Genomic DNA, 22,798 nt, shown 5'->3' with positions numbered 1-22,798 from the left:
AAACATTTGGTTGTTGATACCACATAGTGGCACTCAAGATAGTCCTGTTTAACCTGTGTTTAGAACTTGCGGATATTGTTGCTCATTAGTCAGCGTGACTTMGTTCGTCCTGAATAAATGGCGGTTTGAATTACCAATTAATTTGAGCATTAATAAGCTGTCAGCGGGAATTGCTGGTTATTCATAATTATTGCTATGGTCACCACACGATAAAAACAGTTCCAGATAGTTTTCGATTTCTGGTTCTTCCCAATCAGGAAGACAGGAATTTGATATCTGACAATTTTGGTAAACAGTTACTTGAACGGAATATTCTCGTTGTCAGGCCAGTAAAAAAAGTTGCCCCTGAAAATATTGAAAAAAAGATTGAGTCTTGTGAAAGAGATGCGCAAAAAACCTTTTATCGATTTGAGGGAGGGGTCGGCCGTTTACATGATCGTCGTTTGAAAGATAATCTGGATCCTTTGAAATTTGCTGAAGCTGGGTGGATGTACTCTCCGGGTTGGGGGCTGAATTGTAATTACTACACTGCCCATAACCAGCACGGCCGCATTGGTATTTCACAGACGGAAAGTGCGTTTATCACCGATTTTGATTCTGGCCAATTGCAGTACTTTGACCAGTCTACAACAAAAGAAGACTTGGAGAGACTTCATGGTTGTTCAATGAACCGTAGCATTTCCTGTAAAGACAATTATGTCAGAAACTTGCGACATGAGATGCCCCTGCTTGTTAACGCTGATGGTGAGGATATTTCTGGCCCGCTATACCAGTTATGTGGGCCTTCAGATATTGGTTGCAGTAAAGCATTTCTACTTTCTCATGCAGAGCATCCCATCAATAAAGTCTCTGATGAACGTCGGCGTGACATGCTGCATGAAGCAAAAATAACTAGTCTGGAGGATATGTTGGCGAAATTCGAAAAGGAGGGCAATGAAGGCACTCCTGCGTATGATGAGTGTCTTCAGGAGTATATTCAACGGAGACAATTTAAAAACATATTGCAGGAGGTTGAGGATAAGCTCGGGGGGTATACAGCACAATTGATCGGCAACCAATCTGCCATTGGGGAGATAGACAAACCCTATGCAGAAAAACTTATCAGTACCCTCAGTATGGTAGATCTTAAGCAATATTTAACCCCATTGATATGTGAATTGGCAGGCTTTGAAAAAACATTCCGCCTTTTTAAGAAAATTCAATGTATGAATAAAGAAGTTTTCGAAGCGGGCATTCAGGCAATGACTGCTAAATCCAAGGAAGTATATTACCAATAAACTCTCAGGCTTTTTATGTAAGCCCCTCATTAATGAGGACTTTGGGGAAATAGTTAAAGGAGGATTATTTGCTTCAAAGTTTGCCAACTTAACCAGTAATGATTCAGTGGAGATGGAAAAGGCGGAACGATTAAGGCCTTTAATCGAAGCTGGAAATGATCTGAATAGATCTTTAGCTCAATTTCAAGCTCGAATTAGTGAGTTAACGCTTCCCTGTCTTGATCGTGAGCAGATAGATATGTCTCCGGAACACTTTGCCCAGTCTGAAGATGTTACTAGGGCCGAGGAGCCGGTGGAGACCACATCAGCTTCAACAAGCTCTGCAGGTGACGCCTTTTGATCAGCTCAGCTGCAATTTTCTGACCTCAACTGATCATCAACGAAAGATGGTTTTTTGGGATTGATGGCTCTTGGTGCTAGCCCGGATATTTCATAAACTGCCCTGGATCTCGCGCAGTACCTTGTGGTTCTAAGGAATTTTGTGAAGGAGTGCCGGACTGGTGCGTCCGGTCGACTGAACAAAACTTTCTTAGAGCCGCAAGGGACAAGTGAGAACAGGAGCAAGTTTATGAAATATCCGGGCTAAGAGGGTTTGCTGAAAAGGAGTGGTGCAAAGATCTCACCAAGTTTGCTAAAAATCAAAAGCCAAGTGTCGATTTTTCTGAGGCTCAGAAAGATAAGACGGCGCTGAAAGCGTTATTGCAAAAGTATGCCGTTCATCAGGTCGGTAAGTTCGCCCACAATGATACCTGGAAAGAAGGTCGTGATGATTCAATAAAGCTGGCGGTGGTTTTTGCATTCAGTGGCATTATCTTCTTGCCGATGCTGGGGGTGGCAGGTTTGACTCTGGGTGCAGGTCTGCCAGTCACGAAAGGTGTTGCCAAGCATGAGCAAAAGCTGTTTGAGCGGAAGCTAACTGAGTTGATAGAAAGCCCACCGAAGGACGCTCCTGAAAAAGTCGCTGCTCATAATAGTCTTCATAAAATGATCAATAGCTGGACTGATATGTTGTTAAAAGACGACTAAGGTTTCGGAAATCGCTATGGAGTTCGATGCTGGAACAGGGAATAATCACTGCATCAATGATCAGAAATACAATGCTATGGCCTCCTTCTATTTTTACTTCTCTTCCATGGACTCGGGAAAAAGCACCTACCTGTTACAGTCCGCCCATAATTATCGCAGTGCCGGGAAGCGGGTGTTGCTGCTGGCTCCGGTGATTGATGATCGTTTTGGTAAAGGTCGTATCACCTCAAGAATTGGGTTGCAGAGTGATGCTGTAGCGATTTCTGCTGATGATAACCTGAAAGAACAGATTGCCCGGGAACACAGTGAAGAGTACATCGCCTGTGTCATGGTGGATGAATCTCAGTTTTTGACGCCGGAGCAGGTGTGGCAGTTGTCCGACGTTGTTGATGAACTGGGGATTCCTGTTCTCTGTTTTGGTTTAAGAACCGATGCCTTTGGTAAGGTTTTCCCCGGTAGTGAAGTACTACTTAGCATCGCAGATGAACTGACGGAGTTGAAAAGTATCTGCAAACGCTGCGAGAAAAAAGCCAATATGCAATTGCGATTAGACGGTGAAGGTAATCCCGTCAAAACCGGCAGTCAGGTGCAGATCGGCGGCAACGATACTTATTTATCCGTCTGCCGGAAGCATTACAAAGAATTGATGGAGATTTAAGCGTTCCAGAGTCGTATTTATCTCGTTCCCATGCACCGAGGGTGTCGCAAAACCCCAAATATCTCGTTCCCACGCAAAGCGAGGTTGTCGCAAAAGTCCTGGTTCCCATGCTTTGCGTGGGAACCCATACTTCTAACCCATTGAAAATTAAAGGGTATGCATTCCCACGCAAAGCATGGGAACCAGGGGAAAGAGTTAACGGGTATTTAATGTATCCATCGTTGTATACCAAGAGCATTCATCACTAACTCTACTGACAGAGCTGCCAGAATCATTCCCATGACCCGAATGATGATGGCAGAACCGTTGTGACCAATCACCCGGAAAATCGGATTCGCCAGTAACATCAAAATACAGGTGATTGCCAAAACACAGGTCATTGATAGGGCGGTGGATGCCTGTTGAACCAGAGTTTTTGATTTGTTGTCCGTTAACAGTATGACCGCCATGATCGCCCCGGGGCTGGCAATGGAGGGGACGGCCAGCGGAAACACAGCCAGGTGATGGCCCAATTCCCGTTCACCGGTGCCTTCTTCAGGGTTGCTGAAAATCATTTGTAACCCAAATAGAAACAGAATGATTCCCCCTGCCAGCTGCAATGAAATCAACTGAATGTTCATGGCTTTCAAGATGATCTGCCCCAGCACCAGGGCAGAGAGAAGAATAACAAAAGCGTACATTGTCGCTTTAAGTGCCACGGCGCGTTTTTGTGATTTGCTCAGGCGGCTGGTGAGCCCTGTGAACAGCGCCAGAGTGCCGACTGGGTCAATAGTTGACCAGAGCATTATAAAATCTTTGAAAAAGTGATCCATCACTGTATTAAAGAAGACAATTGTCTGTTGTCCAGAAGGAGCTGGTTTTTTTAGTAAAAGATTGAGAGTACGTATGTTCTGATTGTGAGAGAGTCTTTATAATTCGATGTGATTTACTTATTCATAAAAAATATAAACGACTGAGTAAATGTTTTTCACTTCGATATCGGATGTTCTTAATGGAGATTTCTCTCTGGCAAATCCTCGCGGCGATGAGCATCGTTGGGTTTGGCGCATTGGTTCAGGGCACTATTGGCTTCGGTATGGCGGTGGTGGCAGCACCCTTTCTTTATCAGATTGACCCGGGATTAGTTCCAGGGCCATTGATTTTTTCCGGCATGATGATTGGAACCCTTTCTGCCCGTCGTTATGCGAAAGATATTGATTGGAAAACGTTAGGGTATGCGTTGTTGGGACGTGTGCCAGGCTCCATGATTGGCGTAGCGGTACTGACCGTGATCAGTGGGCAGAATCTAAGCCTGATGCTGGGAGCCACCGTCCTGCTGGCGGTCGCCGGCAGTTTATTGCCTTATAAGTTGAAGATGTCTCCTGGTACGTTGATGGGCGCAGGGTTTTGTTCTGGCATTATGGGCACTGCGGCGTCTATCGGTGGACCGCCCATGGCGCTGCTAATGCAGAATGAAAGTGGTAATCGAATTCGGGCAAACCTGGGCGTGTTTTTTATTATTGGCAGTGCCATTTCTCTGGTGCTGCTGAGCGTAAACGGCTTGTTTTCCAAGCAGCAGCTGGGCTATGGCGTGCTGTTGTTTCCCTCGGTATTGGCGGGGCATTGGCTGGCAGGGAGAGTTGCCGAACGGGTCGAGAAAGAAAAGATTCGTCAGGCTATGCTGGTGTTGTGCAGTATTTCTGGCATAACGGCCATCGTATCCGTTCTATAGGATTGGTTGACACACATCCGTAAATTCTATAATTTTCGACCCATGCGCTGATTTGACCTCGGATTGCGGGCGCACTATAAATTCCGCTAAAAGAAGGGTTTCTATAAAGAATTTCTTTGAAACCACTCTGTTAGCGCAGGGTGGTTTTTTTATGGCCATGGATGGCCGGTATCCTGAAAATACTCAAGAGCACAAGTGCAGGAGCAATTTTTAGGGTTATACCTCCTGTTCTGGAACTATCTGACTAAAAAACTATCTGTTCTAACAAGGGGTTAGAATATACCCACAGGATTTCATGTTGCTATGCGGGGCAATCGAGTGAAGCCAACAAAGTAGCAACTTGAAAAGCGACGGGTTAAAGAACATTGCCGGCATTCTCCTGACTGGCAGCTGTAGCAGGAGCAGTAATGATAGAGTTAAAACAACTGACGAAGGTGTTCACCGCCGGTGGCTCCGATGTCAAAGCCATTGATGATGTCAGCCTTTATGTCCCTGAAGGTTCGATCTATGGGGTTATTGGCTCCAGTGGTGCTGGCAAAAGTACCCTGATTCGCTGTGTGAATCTGCTGGAAAAACCCACCTCCGGGCAGGTGCTGGTGGATGATCAGGACATCACCCGGTTATCCGATAAAGCCTTGCGTCAGGCCAGACACAACATTGGCATGATCTTTCAGCACTTCAACCTGCTGTCTAGCCGCACGGTGTATGACAACGTAGCGCTGCCTCTGGAATTGGCCGGTGCCAGTAAGCAGGAAATCGCCGATGCCGTTTTACCGCTGCTGGAATTGACTGGGCTGGGGGATAAACGTGAGAGTTATCCATCTCAGCTGTCTGGTGGGCAGAAGCAACGGGTGGCCATTGCCCGGGCGTTGGCCAGTAAGCCTCGGGTGCTGCTGTGTGATGAGGCAACTTCCGCTCTGGATCCGCAAACTACTCGCTCGATTCTGGCGTTGCTGAAAGATATTAACAAACAGCTGAAAATTACCATTCTCATCATTACCCATGAGATGGATGTGGTGAAAACCATCTGTGATCGGGTGGCCATCATGAGTTATGGCAAAATCATCGAAGAAAATGAAGTTGAACAGTTTTTCCTGAGCCCGAAAACAGAGTTGGCACGGGAGTTTGTTCGCAGTGCTATCCACGAGAAACCCATCACGGATATTGAATCCCGATTCAGCCCGGAACCCAGTGAAGGGGCTCGCCCGGTGGTGCGAATCACCTTTGTGGGTAAAGGGATCGTTCAGCCTTTGATTACCAACGTCGCCCGTCAATTTAATACGGATTTCAATATTCTTCAGGCCGATATCGAAACCGTTAATGAAAAAGCCATGGGCTTTATGATGGTGGAAATTGTTGGTAAGCCGGAACAGATTGAACAGTCTCTGGCGTTTCTGAAAGAGCGTGTTCAGCTGGAGGTGATTGGTTATGTCGGCTAATGCATGGGAATTGTTGTTTAAAGCGTTGTGGGAAACGCTGTATATGGTGGGATTGTCCGGTGCCATCAGCTTTCTATTGGGCATTCCTCTAGGTGTGTTACTTCACATTACCCGTGAAGGACGGATCCTTGAGAATCGGATGGCCAACCTGATTCTGGGGGGTATCGTGAATGCCGGGAGATCGGTGCCGTTTATTATTTTAATGGTGGCTATAATTCCATTAACACGACTACTGACGTGTACTTCCATAGGTACAACGGCAGCTATTGTTCCACTTACTATTGCTGCTATTCCCTTTGTAGCGAGAATTGCAGAAGGCGCTTTAAATGAAGTGCCGCTTGGGTTGGTAGAAGCAGCTCAAGCCATGGGTGCGAGTCCTTTTCAGATTGTAACCCGGGTGTTGTTACCGGAAGCTCGTTCCGGCTTGATCAACGGAGCCACCATTACACTGGTGACGTTGGTGAGTTATTCCGCCATGGCCGGTGCCATTGGCGGTGGTGGCCTGGGTGACTTAGGTATTCGTTACGGTTATCAGCGTTTCGATGGTGTCATTATGTTAGTTACGGTGCTGGTGCTGATTGCGCTGGTGCAACTGTTGCAGATGGTGGGCGATCGTCTCCAGCAGTATTACGATCACAGTAAATGATAATGGATTGAAGCCTTCAGGCATACAGTCTATTTGAGAAGCAGAGCCTTTTTAATAGAGGCGAAGCAATAATAAGTCAGAGGAGTTCATATGACTTTTACAATACTAAAAACAGCAAAGCGTCTGGCAGTAACCGCAGCGTTGTCTGTGTCGGTTCTTCTGGTTGGTTGTGGTGCCGGTGATGACGAAGTATTAAAGGTGGGTGTTATCGCCGGTCCGGAAGCGGATGTGATGCGTGTGGCGGTAGAGCTGGCTGAAAAGCAGCACGGCATCGATGTGGAGCTGGTTGAGTTCTCAGACTACATCTCGCCAAACGTTGCTCTGGCAGATGGCAGCATTGATGTGAATGCGTTCCAGCATCGTCCTTACTTGGACAGCATGGTGCGTGATCGTGGCTTTAAACTGGTGGCTGTGGGTAACACCTTTGTTTACCCGATTGCCGCATACTCTAAGAAGCTGACTGACATCAGCGAGCTTCAGGACGGCGCTAAAATTGCCATCCCTAACGACCCAAGCAACGAAGGTCGCGCCCTGATTCTTCTGGATCAGCGTGGCTTTATCAAGCTGAAGGACATCAACAATCTGGAAGCCACGCCAGTGGATATTGTTGAGAATCCACGCAAATTTGAGTTTATTGAACTGGACGCAGCTCAGTTGCCTCGTTCACTGGATGATGTTGATCTGGCCTTCATCAACAATACCTATGCGATTCCTGCAGGCCTTACGCCAACAGAGCATGGTTTGCTGGTGGAGGATGAAGACTCACCTTATGTGAACATCATTGTTGCCCGTGACGACAACGACGATGATCCAAGAGTGGCGGCGCTGGTCAGCTCTTATCAGAGCGATGTTGTAGAAGCCAAGGCTGATGAACTATTCAAAGGCAGCTCTGTGGCTGGTTGGAATTAGGGAAGTGAAGCGAAGATCATACCATCGTCATCTCCGCGAAGGCGGAGATCCACTGTCGTTGTGGATTCCCGCCTTCGAGGGTGTCGCAAAAGCCCTGGTTCCCATGTTTTACGTGGGAACCCATACATCTATCTATTTGAAAATTAAGAGGTATGCATTCCCACGCGGAGCATGGGAACGAGGTGTTTGGAGTTTTGCGACAGTCTCCTTCGCGAGAATGACGGGGTGCTGGTATTTTCTGAAATGCCACTTCCCTTAAGTGGTGAAATATGAAGAAAGCATCCTCTTTTGAGGATGCTTTCTGCGACACCATCAGAAGGCGGGTGCTGCTGCTAACTCCAGTGCCTGATTTTCTGTCTCGCTTGCTGCAAGAAACGCCTCCATGGTTCTGAAAAAATCCAGAAGATCCTGTTCTGAGTTTTGAGTGTTTATGGTCACCAGCCGGACATACTCTTTACCGTCAGTGCACCCATACCCCACCATCAGTTTATTCTCTGTATATAACGCTGTGCAGATATCCCGGGCTGAGTAGTCTTTGTAATTGAAGCAGACGGAAACAGAATCATCGAAGCTGCATAATGTGTAGTCAGGGTGATTCCGAATATAGTTTCTGGCGATATCTGCCAGATGAAATTGATAATCCACCATATGCTCAAGCCCTTGCGTGCCGATGCTTTTCCACAATGCCCAGAACTTCAATGCATCGTTTCGTCTGCCGCACTGCAGGGATATTTTTCCCGGGTTAAACTCATCGTCGCCTGTTTGATACAAATAATCCGCTTCATTGGAAAAAGAGTCGTACAAACACTGCTTATCTCTCACCATAAACAGTGAGCAGGGCAGAGGCACTCGCAACATTTTATGGGCATTGAAGGAAAAGGAATCCGCTGTCTCAATACCGCTAATCAGGTGTTTGTAGGCTTTGCTGAACATCACGGCGGCACCATAAGCGCCATCAACATGAAGCCAGAGCTGGTAATGATCGCAAATGGCTCTTAAAGCGTGAATGTCATCATAAGCCCCCAGCTCAGTGGTGCCCGCTGTGGCATTAACGAAGAATGGCGTGTAACCCGCGTCGATATCCCTTTGAATTTGAGCACTTAGCTCGCAAGGGATGATTTTGCCAAAGCCATCCGCCTTAATTTTTCGAATTTGATCTCTACCGATGCCCGCAAAAGCGGCATTTTTATCAATGCTGTAATGGGAGACTTCGGAGGTGTAAGCCGTGTAGGTTTTATCGATACCGCTGTATCGTATGTCTTTGTTGATGCTGTCTCTGGCGGCAATCATGCCCATGAAGTTAGCCATGGAACCGCCCGGGGCAAACGTACCACCGGAGTGTTGATCCCAGCCGATAATGTCTCGCACTTTGGACAATATATTGGCTTCAATGCCAATCTGTGGTCCCGCCGCTTTGTAGGTGTACATCGAGTTGTTCAATAGTGCTGAAAAGAACTCGCCAATGACGGCTTTCTCATGCCTGCCGGCAAACAATTGATTAAAAAAAGCCTTGCTAGAGGTTTTGGGCGTTTTCAGAATGACCGCCCGGAGGGTTGAGAAAAACGCATCATCGTCCATGGGTTTGTCGGATAAAGACAAATCCAGAGCAGATGCTAATTCAGAGGTCGGGATATAAGAGGCCATGGGGTGATTGGACTCTTCCGCAATCATCTCGTTAGCCAGATCGACAAATCGATTTAACAGGTGTTCCATAAGGCTGGGTGCTTAGTCAGTTGATTTAAACCTGTGCAGAATAGATTCACTTTCTCCTCTCAACAAATGGGAAGTGCTATTTTATTTATCAGACGAACGTCAGTTTATAGATAGAATCATTGAAAGCGATCAGCCTTCAACCAAATGGGTGAACGCTGCCAGGGCTTCCGGATCACCACTTTTGATTTTATTGGCGATCAAATAGTGGAAGAAGTAATGGAAATCTTTGTGCTCCTGAGCGGCAAACAGGCATTCATCACCGGGTAATATGGGAGTGTTTTCTACTTTTTTATCATCAGCCACCATAGCGAGCATCTCGCCAGTGTTGTACAGACGCCAGCTGGTGACATGGACCAGAATGATGCTTTTGAATTTGTCTTCTGTGAGGATGGCGTGGGTGCCAATGGTGTCGGGGATTTCCTGAAGCACGATTTTGTCTTCCGTCTCGTTCAGGTGGTAATAGGTTTCAGCCTGTTCCAGCTCCATCACTTTGTGTTCTGGTATGTCAAAAAAAGCCTGATCGTGGCATTTATCAAAGTAGCCTTCCCAGCGACCGTTTAATGGATCGTTCAACTCTCTGGCAGGAACCACTTTATTGAGCCAGGGAACCATTGCATCGATGGTGCCGTCTTTCATCAGTGCCCAGCAGAGTATTTTCATGCTGAACATTTTTCCGGGATTAGCGTCGTTGCTGTAGAGCATCTCCATGCCATCCAGCTCCGGGGCAATACGAATGATCTGATGAATGTTCACCTCATCCAGAGGCTTGCGGGTGAACATATCAATGACATTGTCGTTTTCAGATGGAGTTTGATTATCTTCTGATTTTCTGGTCATGAACAATCCGGGCAGTGATAAGAATATCCTATGGCTCATAGCCCGTATCGGCATGTAAGGTTAACCTTTTACAGGCTAACTATGTCCTATGTCTTCACTCAGTGTTTTATTGCTTTCTTTCAACCCCATGCCCCGTAAAACAGATTCAGCCCAATTCTCAGAATCTGACAACTCAGAAGCTTCAACCATTGTTAGCTCCTCAAGAGAAGCGTTTGTCCCTGAGGCATTTGTCGCTGATGTGTCATCGAACGGTTTTTTGCTTTCAGCAAGAGGCAGGAGGGAGTTTTGAGGTGCTTGTGTTGTCATTGAGCTGGGTGGTGTTTTTATTATGACCTTCGTGGAAGGAAAATGAGGAGCAGGAGGGTTTTTTTCAAGTGGTTGCTGAGCTTTTCCAAAGAGGTTTGAATACCAATGATGGCTAGCTTTTCTTTTTGAAAAATCACCAGCAATGCTTAAAGGTTTGGCTACTGTTTTAGCCGATGATTGTGGCTTTGAATTTTCGCTAATTGCGGGCATGGTGTGAGAGGCTTGGGAGGGGGAGCGCTGTTTGTGTTTTCCGGGAAATGATTTTCGGAAAAAGTTAAACACGCTTGAATTATTGTGCTCTTTGGGTGCATCTGTGTGCTCCTTTTTAATTGTCGAGTGTGTCAGTTTATGTTCGGAGGCTTTGAGTTGCTTCATACACTCATCCTCAAACCAATGAGAATGTGATTGTTGCTCTGTGGTAGTTGTAAAATCCAACATAGACACCGATGTCGACGGATTTCCTTGTAAAGCGTTTTTCAGGGGGCTTTCTGGAGAGTCTGAATCTGCTGCAGTGTTTATCTCTCTATGACCATATAAATCTGTCGAGTTTACACAGTGTACAGGAACCGGCCTCTCCCGGTGCCTACTTTGAGCAGGCACTTCATGCTGTATACGACTTAATATCCCCGCTGTGTTAGTTGTTAAATTCGCCATGGACACCGCTGTCGCCCAATGTCGTCTTTGTAAAGGCTTTTGTTGGGGGGGATAGTCTGAATCTGCTGCAGTGTTTATCTCTCTATGACCATATAAATCTGTCGAGCTTTCATATTGTACAGAAACCGGCCTCCCCCGGTGCGTACTTTGAACAGACACTGTTTTTGGTGTGTATGATAAGCACCCACCCGCTGTCTTTTTGCTGGTTACAGGATTGTTACCTTCCATGAAGCCTCCTCATTCTCAGATGGTTTTTCTTGCATGTTGACTCAAGTAGTTGTCCGACAGGCTCCTATGTGCCTTTATTCCAATGATCCGAAATCTGGACGATTCCGTATAATGGTCGTTTAAGCCGTTTCCAGTGATAAATGGAGTTTCGATTATGCTCTCCTCAACGCTTAGCTCGTTCAGTTCTGGTAGCAAAGTTGCGGTGATCGGTGCTACCGGAGGCATTGGCAAAGCCTTTGTAGAAGCGCTTCAGCATTGTAAGCAGGTGGAGACAATCTACTGTTTTTCCCGCAGTGGGCAGTGGCATGGACAACCTCACAAAATCATTGACCATTCCATGGATCTTCTTGATGAGAAGAGTATAGTTGCCGCTGCAAAAACGGTAACGGATACTCTGGATATGGTGATAGTTGCCACAGGGGTGCTTCACGAAAATGATTCCCTGAAACCAGAAAAATCCATACGGGATTTTCAGTCAACGCATTTTTCCCATGTCTTTGCTGTGAACACCACCGGGCCAGCCATGGTTGCCCGATATTTCTTACCGAAGATGAATCGAACGTCGAGCAAAAGTGTGTTTACTGTTTTGTCTGCCCGAGTGGGCAGTATTTCGGATAATCAGCTGGGTGGCTGGTATGCTTACCGTGCTTCAAAAGCGGCGCTGAACATGATCATCAAAAATCTGTCTATTGAGATGGGGCGCAAAAACAAGTCGGCGATTATGGTCTCACTGCATCCGGGGACGGTAGACAGCCATCTATCGTCGCCTTTTCAAGCCGCAGTGCCGGAGGGTAAGCTGTTTGCACCAGACTATGCAGCGGGGCAATTATTGGCGGTGATTGATGGGCTGACGCAAAAAGACAGTGGCAGCCTTATTGCCTGGGACGGAGAAACCATCCCTTTTTAAAGGCTCGCTTTCCTTTTCCTCTGGCGGAGGCAGTTATGCTGACAATTCACTGGTTCAGACAAGATCTGCGCCTATCCGATAATCCATCGCTTTATGAAGCAGCTCGGTCTGGTCAAGTGTTACCGGTGTATATTCTGGATGATATCTCCCCGGGAAAATGGAAAATGGGCGCTGCCAGTCGCTGGTGGCTTCACCACTCCCTTGAGAAACTCAATAAATCTTTAAAAGGGCGTTTGTTGATTCTGGTCGGTGATGCAAAAGAGGTTTTACCCAGGATCGTCAGTGAATACAATGTAGATGCCGTTTACTGGAATCGATGCTATGAACCCTGGCGAATCCAACGGGATCATAAGATAAAAGAACGCCTTCGTGCATCAGGCATTGATGTAAAAAGTTTCAATGGTTCGCTACTTTGGGAGCCGTGGAATATTCTGAAAAAAGACGGCACTCCCTATAAAGTCTTCACACCTTATTATCGAAGAGGTTGCCTGAACGCGCCTGCGCCCAGAGAACCGCTGTCCACGCCAAAACCACTGAGATTATTCTCAGATGCTTCAGGGCTACCTCTTGATCAGTTGAATTTTCTACCGGAAAAATCTTGGGATAAACCCATAGGGCAGCACTGGCTCCAAGAAGGTTGTGGTATTGGTGAATTAGCGGCTCGGGATAAGCTTCAGGTGTTTCTGGAGACAGGGCTTAACGGGTACCAGGAGGGGCGCAATTATCCTTCACAGAACAAGGTATCCAACCTGTCGGCGCATCTGCATTTTGGCGAGATATCGCCTAATCAGGTTTGGTTTGCATCGGCGGCGGGTGCGCCAGACGGCAATGTAGAAGCGGATCTGGATTGTTTTCATTCAGAGTTGGGATGGCGCGAGTTTTCTTACTATCTGCTATTTCACTTCCCCTCGCTGCCAGAGAAAAACTTCCAGAGTAAGTTTGATCATTTTCCCTGGCGCAAAGCGGCTAAATCGATTGTTCAATGGCAAAAGGGGCAGACGGGTTTTCCTATCGTCGATGCCGGCATGAGGGAACTATGGCAAACCGGCGTGATGCACAACCGAGTAAGAATGATTGTGGGTTCTTTTCTGGTGAAGAACTTGCTGCAGCACTGGCACCATGGCGAACAATGGTTTTGGGATTGCCTGGTGGATGCCGATCTGGCCAGCAACTCTGCCAGCTGGCAGTGGATCGCTGGTTCCGGCGCGGATGCAGCGCCTTACTTTCGGATTTTCAATCCGGTCACCCAGGGGCAGAAGTTTGATGGCAGTGGCGAATACATTAGAAAGTATGTGCCTGAAATAGCACCGTTACCGGATAAGTACCTGTATGCACCCTGGGATGCGCCGGAAGCGGTTCTGAAGGAAGCTGGTGTGACGTTGGGAGTGGATTACCCGAAACCCCTTGTGGATTTGAAGCTTTCGAGAAATCAGGCTCTGGATGCCTATGGAAGCATTCGGAGTTCTACAGAGTGATTCCTGTTTTCCTTCATATTGGTATAACATGCCTGAACAACTAACTTGCCTGTCCTAAATGGTCTATGTGCCCACTAAATCCATGAAAATTATTGCTGACGAAAATATTCCTTTATTAATGGAATGCTTTGGGGGATTGGGAGAGGTTATCGCGCTTCCAGGACGAACTATTTCCAATGAAGATGTTAAGGATGCGGATGTATTGTTGGTGCGCTCAGTCACCAAAGTGAATCGTGAACTGGTGGAAGGCAGCTCTCTGAAGTTTGTTGCCACTGCCACCGCTGGGTTTGATCATGTGGATAAAGACTATCTGACCAGCCAGGGCATCGCTTTCAGCCATGCTCCTGGCTGTAATGCAACGGCGGTAACCGAGTATGTGCTCGCTGCTCTGGATATTCTATCGGAGCAAACCGGGTTTGAACTCAAGCAAAGAACCGTCGGTATCATCGGTAAAGGGCAGGTGGGCGGCCGCTTATACCGGGTTATGGAGAAACTGGGTATTCCGGTTTATGCCAGCGATCCTTTTATTGAGGCGCAAAACCATCCTGACGATCACGACAGATATTTGCCTCTGCCAGACTTGATTCAACAGTGCGATGTTATCTGTCTCCACACGCCACTCACCAAAGATGGGCAACATCCGTCGTTTCATTTGATGGGTGAAGAGCAACTTCAGGCCATGAAGCCCGGAACCATTCTGATCAATGGTGGCCGTGGGCCAGTGATTGATAACGAGGCCCTCAAGCACACGCTTAAGCATCGTAATGACCTAACAGTGGTGTTGGATGTTTGGGAGCATGAGCCCGATGCCGATCCGGAGTTGATGAGTCTGGTGGCTATTGCCACGCCCCATATAGCGGGCTACAGCCTCGATGGCAAGATTCGTGGTACGGGAATGATCTATAAAGCGTTTTGCAAACAGTTTGGTTTGCCTGCCCGGGTGAGGTTGCCCGCGATAACACCTTTGCCAGTGTTGAAAGAAATGAGATTCAATGAAGGTATTGGATTTTCAGATACCTGTTCTAAGGCGATACGTTCTGTGTACGACATTCGTCGTGATGATGCATTTATGCGCAGCGCTTTGATGGGTAAGCAGGAAGCCGATCGAAAAGTAGCGTTTGATCAGTTGCGAAAAGAGTACCCTCAACGCAGAGAATTCAACACCCTGCGGGTGCATTTGAAAGATTGTGATTCATCCGTGGAAGCGGTGTTTCAGGCGCTGAATTTTCGGATGGTGGATGAGCATTAAATTGATAAGAAGCGCTGCCAGTCGAGCAGTAGGCTTTTAAAATCATCCAGCCCGCAATGACTGATGGACTCACTGTCGTAGTAGTCCATCTCTTCCATTTCATCGGATGGCATATCGGTATCCAGCAGCGCAGCGCGTACTTCGGCAACATCACGGGTTAGATGCAGGCGGAAATCCCGACCATCATCAAAATACTCCCAGCGTTGTCCTTTCTCCAGACTATCGATCACCTGCACCAGATGCTCGAACTGTTTGGTGTTATCCCCCAACTCTTCCGTCAACCAGATGCCCATGGCTTCATGGTCCATGGAAAACTGCGCCTCAGGGCGGCCGGAAAAGTTACGCTGGAAGTGGTAATCCATAGTGTGAAAGATCTGGTCAACCAATAAATAAACGAGCATGACATTGTATTGATTCACAGCCCGTTGCCAATACGTAATTCGAACACAATGCACCATTTTCTTGCGTACTTGTATGGCTGGATTTTAGTTTTGGTGCGTTTATCACAATGAGCTTCACAAACACCCCCTGTTTTTGCAGCTGGCACAGCACTTGCAACCGCCATTGTTGAATTTGATGGGGATGGGTTCGAATGAGTGCTAAACAAAGCCTGATTGTTGTTGGGAATGGAATGGTTGGCCACAGCTTTCTTGAAAAACTGGTGGCTGCTGGTGGTCTTGACCAATATCAGGTCACAGTTTTTGGTGAAGAGCCACGGCCTGCGTACGATCGTGTGCATCTGTCTGAATATTTTAGCGGGCGTTCTGCGGAAGAACTTTCCATGGTAAAGGAAGGCTTCTACCAACAAGGCGGTCTGCATCTGCGATTAAACGAAGCAGTGCAACAGATTGATCGTGATGTAAAACAGGTGGTGACCAGCAAAGGGCAAACCATTCAATACGATCAATTGGTGTTGGCGACGGGCTCGTATCCTTTTGTGCCGCCGGTGCCAGGCCATGATCGTGCAAACTGTTTCGTTTATCGCACCATCGAAGATCTTGAAGCCATTACAGAAGGCGCACGAGGCAGCAAAACCGGTGTTGTGGTGGGTGGCGGGCTGTTGGGGTTAGAAGCAGCGAAAGCATTAAAAGACCTTGGTCTGGAAACTCATGTCGTTGAGTTTGCTCCGAGATTGATGGCTGTTCAGGTGGACGATGGTGGTGGTGCCATGCTGCGTCAGAAAATCGAAGCATTGGGCGTCTCTATTCATACCGGCAAAAACACAAAATTGATTACCGACGGTGATGGTGCCGTGCATCAGATGCAGTTTGCGGATGGTGAGGTGCTGAATACGGATCTGATTCTATTCTCAGCGGGCATTCGCCCTCGAGATGAATTGGCGAAACAGTCAGCACTTGCTATGGGAGAGCGAGGCGGAATTGTTATAAACGACCAGTGTCAAGCGTCTGATCCTGCCATTTTTGCGATTGGTGAATGTGCGCTCTGGGAAGGCAAGATTTTTGGTTTGGTTGCGCCGGGCTATCAAATGGCACAGATAGCGGTTGATCAACTGACCGGCAAAACAGATAGCCAGTTCCGTGGCGCAGATATGAGCACCAAACTAAAACTCATGGGCGTGGATGTGGCCAGTATTGGTGATGCCCATGGACAGACTAAAGGCTCACTGAGCTATCAATTTATTGATGACGAGAAAAAAGTTTATAAAAAACTGGTAGTGTCCAAAACCAAAAAGCGGGTGCTGGGTGCGGTGCTGGTGGGCGATGCAGATGAGTATGGCAACCTGTTGCAAATGATGTTGAACGACATGGTACCGCCAAAGAACCCGGCTGAATTGATCTTGCCGCAAGGTGATGGCGCTGCTCCCCAGGGGCTGGGCATTGCTGCATTACCAGACACTGCTCAGATATGTTCCTGCTTCAATGTCAGTAAAGGGGATTTGGTGGGTGCGGTTGCCGGGGGATGTCAGGATATTGGTGCCCTGAAGGCAGAAACCGGTGCTGGTACAGGTTGTGGAGGCTGTGCTCAGCTGGTGAAGCAGGTGCTAGACAATGAACTTACACAGCTTGGCGTGGAAGTGAAAAAGGACATCTGTGAGCACTTTCCTTACTCGCGACAGGAGCTTTACCATCTTGTTCGGGTTGGCGAACTGACGTCGTTTAATGATGTGATTGCCAGTCATGGTCAAGGTAAAGGCTGTGATATCTGTAAACCCACCATTGGTTCAATTCTGGCGTCCTGCTGGAATGATTACATCCTGAAAAATGAACATGCGCCGCTGCAGGATACTAACGATTATTTTCTGGGCAACATCCAGAAAGACGGCACTTACTCCATCGTACCTCGAGTGCCGGGCGGCGAAATTACACCAGAGAAACTCATTGTTATTGGTGAAGTGGCTAAGGATTTCAAACTCTATACCAAAATTACTGGCGGCCAGCGGATTGACCTCTTCGGCGCTCATGTGAATGAGTTGCCGGCCATCTGGAAACGGTTAGTGGATGCCGGTTTTGAAACCGGGCACGCCTACGGCAAATCATTGCGTACGGTTAAATCCTGCGTCGGCAGTACCTGGTGTCGTTATGGCGTGTTGGACAGTACCAGTATGGCCATTGCCGTCGAACATCGTTATCGCGGTGTTCGCTCTCCTCATAAAGTGAAAATGGCCGTTTCCGGCTGTACCCGGGAATGCGCGGAAGCCCAAAGTAAAGATGTGGGCATCATTGCCACCGAAAAAGGCTGGAATCTTTATGTCGCCGGTAACGGCGGTATGAAACCCCGCCATGCAGACCTGTTTGCGACGGAACTGGATGATGAAACGCTAGTGAAATACATCGATCGTTTCATGATGTTTTACGTCCGTACGGCAGAAAGGCTGCAACGTACTTCCGTCTGGATGGATAACCTGGAAGGCGGTTTGGACTACCTGAAATCGGTGATTATCGACGACAGCTTGGGTATTAATCAGGAATTGGAAAATGAAATGACCCATTTGGTAGGCACTTATCAGTGCGAATGGAAAACGACACTGGAGAGCCCTGAGAAGCTGCAACGATTCAGTCACTTTGTGAACAGCGACGAGTTGGACAGCAATGTGGTGTTTGTCAGTGAACGGGAGCAGCGTCGTCCTGCGTCAAAAGAAGAAAAAATCACGCTTCAGGAGTTGTCGTAATGAGCCAGTGGATACCAGTTTGTCAGTACTCACAATTGACTAATGGCCTTGGCGTGTGCGCCTTGGTCAATGGTCAGCAAGTGGCGGTTTTCTGTGTCGAAGGTGAGTTGTTTGCACTTGATAACTTTGATCCTTTCAGTGAAATTAATGTGATTTCAAGAGGCATTACGGGTGATCTGAAAGACCGGCTGGTGGTTGCTTCGCCAATTTACAAACAGCATTTTGACCTGAGAACGGGCCAGTGTCTCGAAGACGACAGTGTTAGTTTGAATGTATATCCAATAGAAACAGTAGATGGCGTTGTTCAGGTAATGACGGCGCCATTGGTTAAGCAGGTAGCCTGACGATGGGTGAAAAACCAAAACTGCTGGTCATCGGCAATGGCATGGGTGGTGTTCGCCTGCTGGAGCAGTTGTTTGCTAACGGTTACTGTCCGTTTGAGGTAATCGTTCTCTCAGCAGAGGACAGTCCTGGATACAATCGAATTCAGTTATCCAAATTACTGGCCGGTTCGATTGATCTTGATGGCATACAGCTAAAGCCATTGCAGTGGTATCAAGAGCAGGGAATCAAACTGTTCACTGGAGATGATGGGCAGGTTGTCCATATCGATCGTGATCTTCGACAGGTGTCTACTAAATCAGGGAAGACATTTCGTTATGATCGTCTGGTTCTGGCAACGGGATCTCAGCCTAATCGGATACCGGTACCGGGAGCGGACCTTAAAGGGGTGATGGCATTTCGTACTCTTCAAGATGTCAATCGAATGCTGGAAGGTAACCATCAGCATGTGGTGGTTATTGGCGGTGGGCTCTTGGGGCTCGAATGCGCCAGCGGTTTGGTGCAGCGGGGCATGTCCGTGACCATTGTCGATAATATGCCGACACCCATGGGCAGGCAATTGGATTCTGTCGCCGGTTTGCTGCTGCGAGAAACCTTGGAAAGTCGGGGTATTCAGTTTCGCAGTCAGGCTCGCTTGAAATCTTATGATGGGGTTGATGGTCATGTGTGCGGTGTTCAATTGGAAGGTGATTATCTACCCGCTTCTCTGGTGATTGTGACGGCGGGTGTTCGACCAGATATCGATCTTATGAAAGCCTGTGGGTTGAAGTCTCAGCGCGGTGTCTTGGTAAACGACCAGTTGCAGACATCAGACCCGGCCATTATGGCCATGGGTGAATGTGTTGAAATGCAGTACAGCGATCAGCCTTTGCTGTTTGGGCTGGTTGCGCCTGTCTACAGGCATGCGGAGATTGTCGCTTCACACCTTCTGGGGGGGAGTCGTGAAGCGTTTGTGCCGGTGCCAATTCCCACAAACCTGAAAGTGGATGGTGTGGATGTGTTTTCCAGCGGTGAGTTTAATCCTGCTGAATCCGACGAAGTTATCACGCTCCATGCCCCGGGCTCACAGCTCTATCGAAAATTGGTGATTAAAGATAATCGCATTAAGGGGGTGCTCCTTTATGGTGATGTGACCGACGGCCTCTGGTACCAAGAGCTGATGGCGTCTTCCACTGATATCACATCTTTCCGGCAACAGCTTCTGTTCGGACAGCGTTTCCTTCCCGCCGCATAATAAGGAAATACCATGGCAGTATGTGGGTCTGTAAAACCTGATTTTTCAAAAACTATAAATACGACATGTGCCTACTGTGGTGTGGGTTGTGGAATTACTGCCAACGTCACTGATCCTGATCTGCACTTAGTAGAGATAAAAGGGCGTGAAGATCACCCGGCAAATTATGGACGGCTTTGCTCGAAAGGCAGTGCACTGGGAGAAACTGTATCGCTGGAAGGGCGGCTGCTGCATCCAAAAATTCATGGTAAAACCGTTGTCTGGCCAGAAGCGCTGGATGAAGTCACCCGACGTTTACAGGAAACCATTCAACAGTATGGCCCGGATGCAGTGGCATTTTATGGCTCAGGTCAGTTACTCACCGAAGATTATTATGTAGCCAATAAGCTCATGAAGGGGTTTATTGGCAGCGCCAACATGGATACCAATTCTCGTTTGTGTATGGCGTCAACCGTCGCAGGCCAGAAAAGAGCGTTTGGGTCTGATACGGTGCCCAATACCTATCAAGATCTGGAAATGACCAATTTGCTGATTCTGGTGGGTTCGAACACGGCGTGGTGTCATCCGGTTCTCTTTCAACGGATTCGAGCCATGAAAGAGCAACGGCCGGAGATGAAGGTGGTCGTTATCGACCCAAGAAAAACAGACACTTGCGATATTGCCGATCTTCATCTGCCCATCCGACCGGGAACCGATGCATTACTCTTTAATGGGTTACTGTCCTGGTTGGCAGAGCAAGGTACTATCGATCTGCCGTATATTGAAAAACACACCAATGATTTTGGGCAGTCCCTTGAAGTGGCTCGAGCCAGTTTTCGGGATTATTCACAACTCTCTGAATTGTGCGGTCTTGATCAAGAAACAGTGCTTCAATTTTTTCACTGGTTTTCGACCACAGAAAAAACGGTAACCGCCTGGTCTCAGGGCGTGAATCAATCTTCCTCAGGTACCGATAAGGTGAATGGCATTATTAATTGCCATTTGGCGACCGGAAGAATTGGTTTGCCAGGTAGTGGCCCATTGTCGTTAACGGGGCAGCCCAACGCCATGGGTGGTCGAGAAGTGGGCGGCTTGGCAAATCAGTTGGCCGCTCATATGGATTTTTTACCAGAAGATATTGATCGGGTAGGGCGATTTTGGGGCACAACCAACATGGCTCGCTCGCCTGGAAAAACGGCGGTGGATTTATTCAGAGCCATTGATCGAGGCGCCATTCGTTTTCTCTGGGTGATGGGCACAAACCCTGTGGTCAGTATGCCCGACGGCAATAGTATTATAAAAGCGCTGAAAAAATGCCCAACGGTGGTGGTGTCTGACTGCATTGAAAAAACCGACACTACAGCACTTGCAGACATTGTTTTGCCCGCAGCTCCCTGGAGTGAAAAAGACGGAACCGTTACGAATTCAGAACGGCGTATTTCAAGGCAGCGAGCCCTTTTTCCTCTGGCAGGAGGAAGCAAACCCGATTGGTGGATACTGACTCAGGTCGCTAAGCGGCTTGGGTATTCTGACGCATTCGATTTCGCAAGCAGTGCCGATATTTTTCGAGAGCATGCAGCGCTGTCAGGATTTGAAAATAATACAGCCGGAAAAATCCGTGATTTTAATATCGGAACCAAGGCGTCTATTTCTGATAATGAATACGAATCAATGGATCCTTTTCAATGGCCAGTGATTGAAGACAAAAGTCAGCAACGATTGTTCAGTGCGGGTGGTTTTTATACCGATGATAGAAGAGCGAAGTTTGTCCCCACTCACTGGCAGAAAGCCGCTAACTCGATTAATGCTGAATACCCGTTATTGTTAAATACCGGGCGTGTAAGGGATCACTGGCATACGATGACTCGGACTGGGTTATCGCCAAGATTGAATCAGCATACAGACGAACCATTCCTTGCCATTCATCCGGAAGATGCAGGTTCGGTGCAACTGCAAGATCAGATGTTGTGTAAGGTGTCGTCTGAGTTTGGTGATGCCATCGTCAGAGTGAAACACTCAGAGGCTCAACGAGTGGGTGAGGTGTTTATGCCCATGCACTGGACCCGACAAAACAGTCAATCGGGTTTTTGTGGTGTATTAGTGAATCCCGTGGTGGACCCGGTTTCAAAACAACCGGATTTAAAGCATACCCCGGTAAAGCTGGAACCATTTTATCATACGGGAAATGGCGTGCTGTTTTCCCGAGAGCAACTCTCGTTCACTGATGTTGAGTATGTAACCGAAGTGCGAAGTGAACATGGTTTTCGATATGAGCTAGCCGGATCTGGGCTTGATAAGCTGTCTGTTCTATCTGATTTCAATAAGCGCTTTGAAAAAATTGAATATGTTGATGCTCAATCTGATTTTCAATCTGATTTTCAATTTGATGGTTGTCGTGTGTTATGGCTGGATCAATATCAGGTTCAAGCGATTTGGATGTCTGGTGAAGGACGATCAGCCTGTGACAGACAATGGCTGCAATCCTGTTTTGGCAAATCGGTCACGGCACTGGAAGCGTGGTATTTTCTTTCTGGTACTCCTCCAAAAGGTGAAGACGCTGGAAGACAGGTATGTGCCTGTTTTGGTGTGGGTGAGAATACCATCTGCCGTACAATACGTGAGAACTCGATATCCGATGTTTCTGTGATTGGGGAAATATTGAAGGCGGGTACTAACTGTGGTTCATGTATTCCGGAAATTCGACAGTTATTGCTCAACATAAACTGATGTAATAAATCTGAGCTAATGCATGATTTTTTCCAACTTGTCTTGTAATGCTCAATGAAAGTTAAATGAAAATTGTAGTTTAAATATAAAAATAAGTAGTGCTGTTTTTGAAGTGAAGGCTTTGGTATATCAATTATTTTTCTAGTTCTTTTAGTTATTGCAGTTTTTAAGCGTGATTTAATAAAAGAGCTATACCTTAGGTTAAATTGATGTTTACATTGGACAGAATTTAGTGCCCTATTTTTCATCTAGCCCTCACGGCTTTCTTCAAACGGCTCAAACAAGAAATGGCAGCAGACCCTCTTTTGAGAGTTATAATATATTGGCCGTAGGATTGTCGCTTGCAACCCT

At 47.4% G+C, this 22,798-nt stretch carries 20 protein-coding genes; 15 read left to right on the top strand and 5 right to left on the bottom strand.

Translation table 11 applies throughout. From position 1 onward, the window contains the following. Positions 1-269: 269 nt before the first annotated feature. The 4 genes from AKL11_RS21360 to AKL11_RS21345 all read left to right on the top strand — a co-directional run bounded on the left by AKL11_RS21360 (position 270) and on the right by AKL11_RS21345 (position 2,961). Complete coding sequence (locus AKL11_RS21360; RefSeq protein ID WP_157673705.1) at positions 270-1,277, top strand: hypothetical protein; 1,008 nt, start codon at positions 270-272, stop codon at positions 1,275-1,277. Positions 1,278-1,389: 112 nt separating this feature from the next. After that, positions 1,390-1,617 carry a hypothetical protein gene (locus AKL11_RS21355; protein WP_067521767.1) on the top strand — a complete coding sequence of 76 codons (228 nt, stop codon included), beginning with the start codon at positions 1,390-1,392 and terminating at the stop codon, positions 1,615-1,617. Positions 1,618-1,976: 359 nt separating this feature from the next. Further along, the gene (locus AKL11_RS21350) at positions 1,977-2,303 is read left to right on the top strand and encodes a hypothetical protein (protein ID WP_067521765.1); all 327 of its coding nucleotides are present in this window, start codon (positions 1,977-1,979) and stop codon (positions 2,301-2,303) included. Positions 2,304-2,319: 16 nt separating this feature from the next. Next, complete coding sequence (locus AKL11_RS21345) at positions 2,320-2,961, top strand: thymidine kinase (protein WP_342669749.1); 642 nt, start codon at positions 2,320-2,322, stop codon at positions 2,959-2,961. A 206-nt stretch (positions 2,962-3,167) separates the two neighbouring features. On the opposite strand, the gene AKL11_RS21340 is transcribed toward AKL11_RS21345, so the two are convergent. Continuing rightward, positions 3,168-3,773 carry a MarC family protein gene (locus AKL11_RS21340; protein WP_095210596.1) on the bottom strand — a complete coding sequence of 202 codons (606 nt, stop codon included), beginning with the start codon at positions 3,771-3,773 and terminating at the stop codon, positions 3,168-3,170. A 179-nt stretch (positions 3,774-3,952) separates the two neighbouring features. On the opposite strand from AKL11_RS21340, the gene AKL11_RS21335 reads away from it, so the two are divergent. The 4 genes from AKL11_RS21335 to AKL11_RS21320 all read left to right on the top strand — a co-directional run bounded on the left by AKL11_RS21335 (position 3,953) and on the right by AKL11_RS21320 (position 7,666). Further along, complete coding sequence (locus AKL11_RS21335; protein ID WP_157673704.1) at positions 3,953-4,672, top strand: sulfite exporter TauE/SafE family protein; 720 nt, start codon at positions 3,953-3,955, stop codon at positions 4,670-4,672. 407 nt (positions 4,673-5,079) lie between these two features. Further along, on the top strand, positions 5,080-6,111 hold the full coding sequence (locus AKL11_RS21330) for a methionine ABC transporter ATP-binding protein (RefSeq protein WP_067521760.1): 1,032 nt from the start codon (positions 5,080-5,082) through the stop codon (positions 6,109-6,111). Beyond that, positions 6,101-6,757, top strand: a complete 657-nt coding sequence (locus tag AKL11_RS21325) for a methionine ABC transporter permease (RefSeq protein WP_067521759.1) — start codon at positions 6,101-6,103, stop codon at positions 6,755-6,757. The genes AKL11_RS21330 and AKL11_RS21325 overlap by 11 nt, the downstream gene beginning before the upstream one ends. A 90-nt stretch (positions 6,758-6,847) precedes the next feature. Next, the gene (locus AKL11_RS21320; protein ID WP_067521757.1) at positions 6,848-7,666 is read left to right on the top strand and encodes a MetQ/NlpA family ABC transporter substrate-binding protein; all 819 of its coding nucleotides are present in this window, start codon (positions 6,848-6,850) and stop codon (positions 7,664-7,666) included. Between the two features lie 312 nt (positions 7,667-7,978). On the opposite strand, the gene AKL11_RS21310 is transcribed toward AKL11_RS21320, so the two are convergent. The 3 genes from AKL11_RS21310 to AKL11_RS25375 form a co-directional block, all read right to left on the bottom strand. Continuing rightward, positions 7,979-9,379, bottom strand: coding sequence for a pyridoxal phosphate-dependent decarboxylase family protein (locus tag AKL11_RS21310; RefSeq protein ID WP_067521751.1), 1,401 nt, complete (start codon positions 9,377-9,379; stop codon positions 7,979-7,981). A 129-nt stretch (positions 9,380-9,508) separates the two neighbouring features. After that, positions 9,509-10,216 (bottom strand): hypothetical protein, encoded by a 708-nt coding sequence (locus AKL11_RS21305; protein ID WP_067521750.1) that lies wholly within the window; start codon positions 10,214-10,216, stop codon positions 9,509-9,511. A gap of 75 nt (positions 10,217-10,291) precedes the next feature. After that, entirely contained in the window at positions 10,292-11,404 is a 1,113-nt protein-coding gene (locus AKL11_RS25375) for a hypothetical protein (RefSeq protein ID WP_157673703.1), read from the bottom strand. Positions 11,405-11,558: 154 nt separating this feature from the next. Here AKL11_RS25375 and AKL11_RS21295 point away from each other — a divergent pair, with 154 nt between their 5' ends. From AKL11_RS21295 to pdxB, 3 genes are all read left to right on the top strand, one after another. Continuing rightward, positions 11,559-12,311, top strand: a complete 753-nt coding sequence (locus AKL11_RS21295) for an SDR family NAD(P)-dependent oxidoreductase (RefSeq protein WP_067521746.1) — start codon at positions 11,559-11,561, stop codon at positions 12,309-12,311. A gap of 35 nt (positions 12,312-12,346) precedes the next feature. Continuing rightward, positions 12,347-13,786 (top strand): cryptochrome/photolyase family protein, encoded by a 1,440-nt coding sequence (locus AKL11_RS21290; protein ID WP_067521744.1) that lies wholly within the window; start codon positions 12,347-12,349, stop codon positions 13,784-13,786. 82 nt (positions 13,787-13,868) lie between these two features. Next, the gene (gene pdxB, locus AKL11_RS21285; RefSeq protein ID WP_067521866.1) at positions 13,869-15,035 is read left to right on the top strand and encodes a 4-phosphoerythronate dehydrogenase PdxB; all 1,167 of its coding nucleotides are present in this window, start codon (positions 13,869-13,871) and stop codon (positions 15,033-15,035) included. Here the strand turns inward: pdxB and AKL11_RS21280 are convergent. Then, the gene (locus tag AKL11_RS21280) at positions 15,032-15,454 is read right to left on the bottom strand and encodes a YacL family protein (protein WP_157673702.1); all 423 of its coding nucleotides are present in this window, start codon (positions 15,452-15,454) and stop codon (positions 15,032-15,034) included. The genes pdxB and AKL11_RS21280 overlap by 4 nt on opposite strands. A 173-nt stretch (positions 15,455-15,627) precedes the next feature. Here AKL11_RS21280 and nirB point away from each other — a divergent pair, with 173 nt between their 5' ends. From nirB to AKL11_RS21260, 4 genes are read left to right on the top strand one after another with little or no spacing between them, the layout of a single operon-like run. Then, positions 15,628-18,165: a nitrite reductase large subunit NirB gene (gene nirB, locus AKL11_RS21275; protein WP_067521742.1), complete on the top strand. Its 2,538-nt coding sequence runs from the start codon at positions 15,628-15,630 to the stop codon at positions 18,163-18,165. Beyond that, positions 18,165-18,509: a nitrite reductase small subunit NirD gene (gene nirD, locus AKL11_RS21270; RefSeq protein WP_067521740.1), complete on the top strand. Its 345-nt coding sequence runs from the start codon at positions 18,165-18,167 to the stop codon at positions 18,507-18,509. Before nirB ends, nirD begins: the two co-directional genes overlap by 1 nt. Before the next feature lie 2 nt (positions 18,510-18,511). Further along, the gene (locus tag AKL11_RS21265; protein ID WP_067521738.1) at positions 18,512-19,741 is read left to right on the top strand and encodes an NAD(P)/FAD-dependent oxidoreductase; all 1,230 of its coding nucleotides are present in this window, start codon (positions 18,512-18,514) and stop codon (positions 19,739-19,741) included. A gap of 12 nt (positions 19,742-19,753) precedes the next feature. After that, positions 19,754-22,447, top strand: coding sequence for a nitrate reductase (locus AKL11_RS21260; protein WP_067521735.1), 2,694 nt, complete (start codon positions 19,754-19,756; stop codon positions 22,445-22,447). Positions 22,448-22,798: the final 351 nt, after the last annotated feature.

It is taken from the genome of Endozoicomonas ascidiicola (genome assembly GCF_001646945.1).
GTDB lineage: Bacteria > Pseudomonadota > Gammaproteobacteria > Pseudomonadales > Endozoicomonadaceae > Endozoicomonas > Endozoicomonas ascidiicola.
This window is presented reverse-complemented; position numbering and strand designations above follow the sequence as displayed.

Excerpts from the sequence above, each read along its gene's own strand:
- AKL11_RS21355 (WP_067521767.1), top strand. The coding sequence starts at position 1,390 with ATGGAAAAGGCGGAACGATTAAGGCCTTTAATCGAAGCTGGAAATGAT.
- AKL11_RS21345 (WP_342669749.1), top strand. The coding sequence starts at position 2,320 with ATGGAGTTCGATGCTGGAACAGGGAATAATCACTGCATCAATGATCAG.
- AKL11_RS21340 (WP_095210596.1), bottom strand. The coding sequence starts at position 3,773 with ATGGATCACTTTTTCAAAGATTTTATAATGCTCTGGTCAACTATTGAC.
- AKL11_RS21335 (WP_157673704.1), top strand. The coding sequence starts at position 3,953 with ATGGAGATTTCTCTCTGGCAAATCCTCGCGGCGATGAGCATCGTTGGG.
- AKL11_RS21330 (WP_067521760.1), top strand. The coding sequence starts at position 5,080 with ATGATAGAGTTAAAACAACTGACGAAGGTGTTCACCGCCGGTGGCTCC.
- AKL11_RS21325 (WP_067521759.1), top strand. The coding sequence starts at position 6,101 with ATGTCGGCTAATGCATGGGAATTGTTGTTTAAAGCGTTGTGGGAAACG.
- AKL11_RS21320 (WP_067521757.1), top strand. The coding sequence starts at position 6,848 with ATGACTTTTACAATACTAAAAACAGCAAAGCGTCTGGCAGTAACCGCA.
- AKL11_RS21310 (WP_067521751.1), bottom strand. The coding sequence starts at position 9,379 with ATGGAACACCTGTTAAATCGATTTGTCGATCTGGCTAACGAGATGATT.
- AKL11_RS21305 (WP_067521750.1), bottom strand. The coding sequence starts at position 10,216 with ATGACCAGAAAATCAGAAGATAATCAAACTCCATCTGAAAACGACAAT.
- AKL11_RS25375 (WP_157673703.1), bottom strand. The coding sequence starts at position 11,404 with ATGGAAGGTAACAATCCTGTAACCAGCAAAAAGACAGCGGGTGGGTGC.
- AKL11_RS21295 (WP_067521746.1), top strand. The coding sequence starts at position 11,559 with ATGCTCTCCTCAACGCTTAGCTCGTTCAGTTCTGGTAGCAAAGTTGCG.
- AKL11_RS21290 (WP_067521744.1), top strand. The coding sequence starts at position 12,347 with ATGCTGACAATTCACTGGTTCAGACAAGATCTGCGCCTATCCGATAAT.
- pdxB (WP_067521866.1), top strand. The coding sequence starts at position 13,869 with ATGAAAATTATTGCTGACGAAAATATTCCTTTATTAATGGAATGCTTT.
- nirB (WP_067521742.1), top strand. The coding sequence starts at position 15,628 with ATGAGTGCTAAACAAAGCCTGATTGTTGTTGGGAATGGAATGGTTGGC.
- nirD (WP_067521740.1), top strand. The coding sequence starts at position 18,165 with ATGAGCCAGTGGATACCAGTTTGTCAGTACTCACAATTGACTAATGGC.
- AKL11_RS21265 (WP_067521738.1), top strand. The coding sequence starts at position 18,512 with ATGGGTGAAAAACCAAAACTGCTGGTCATCGGCAATGGCATGGGTGGT.
- AKL11_RS21260 (WP_067521735.1), top strand. The coding sequence starts at position 19,754 with ATGGCAGTATGTGGGTCTGTAAAACCTGATTTTTCAAAAACTATAAAT.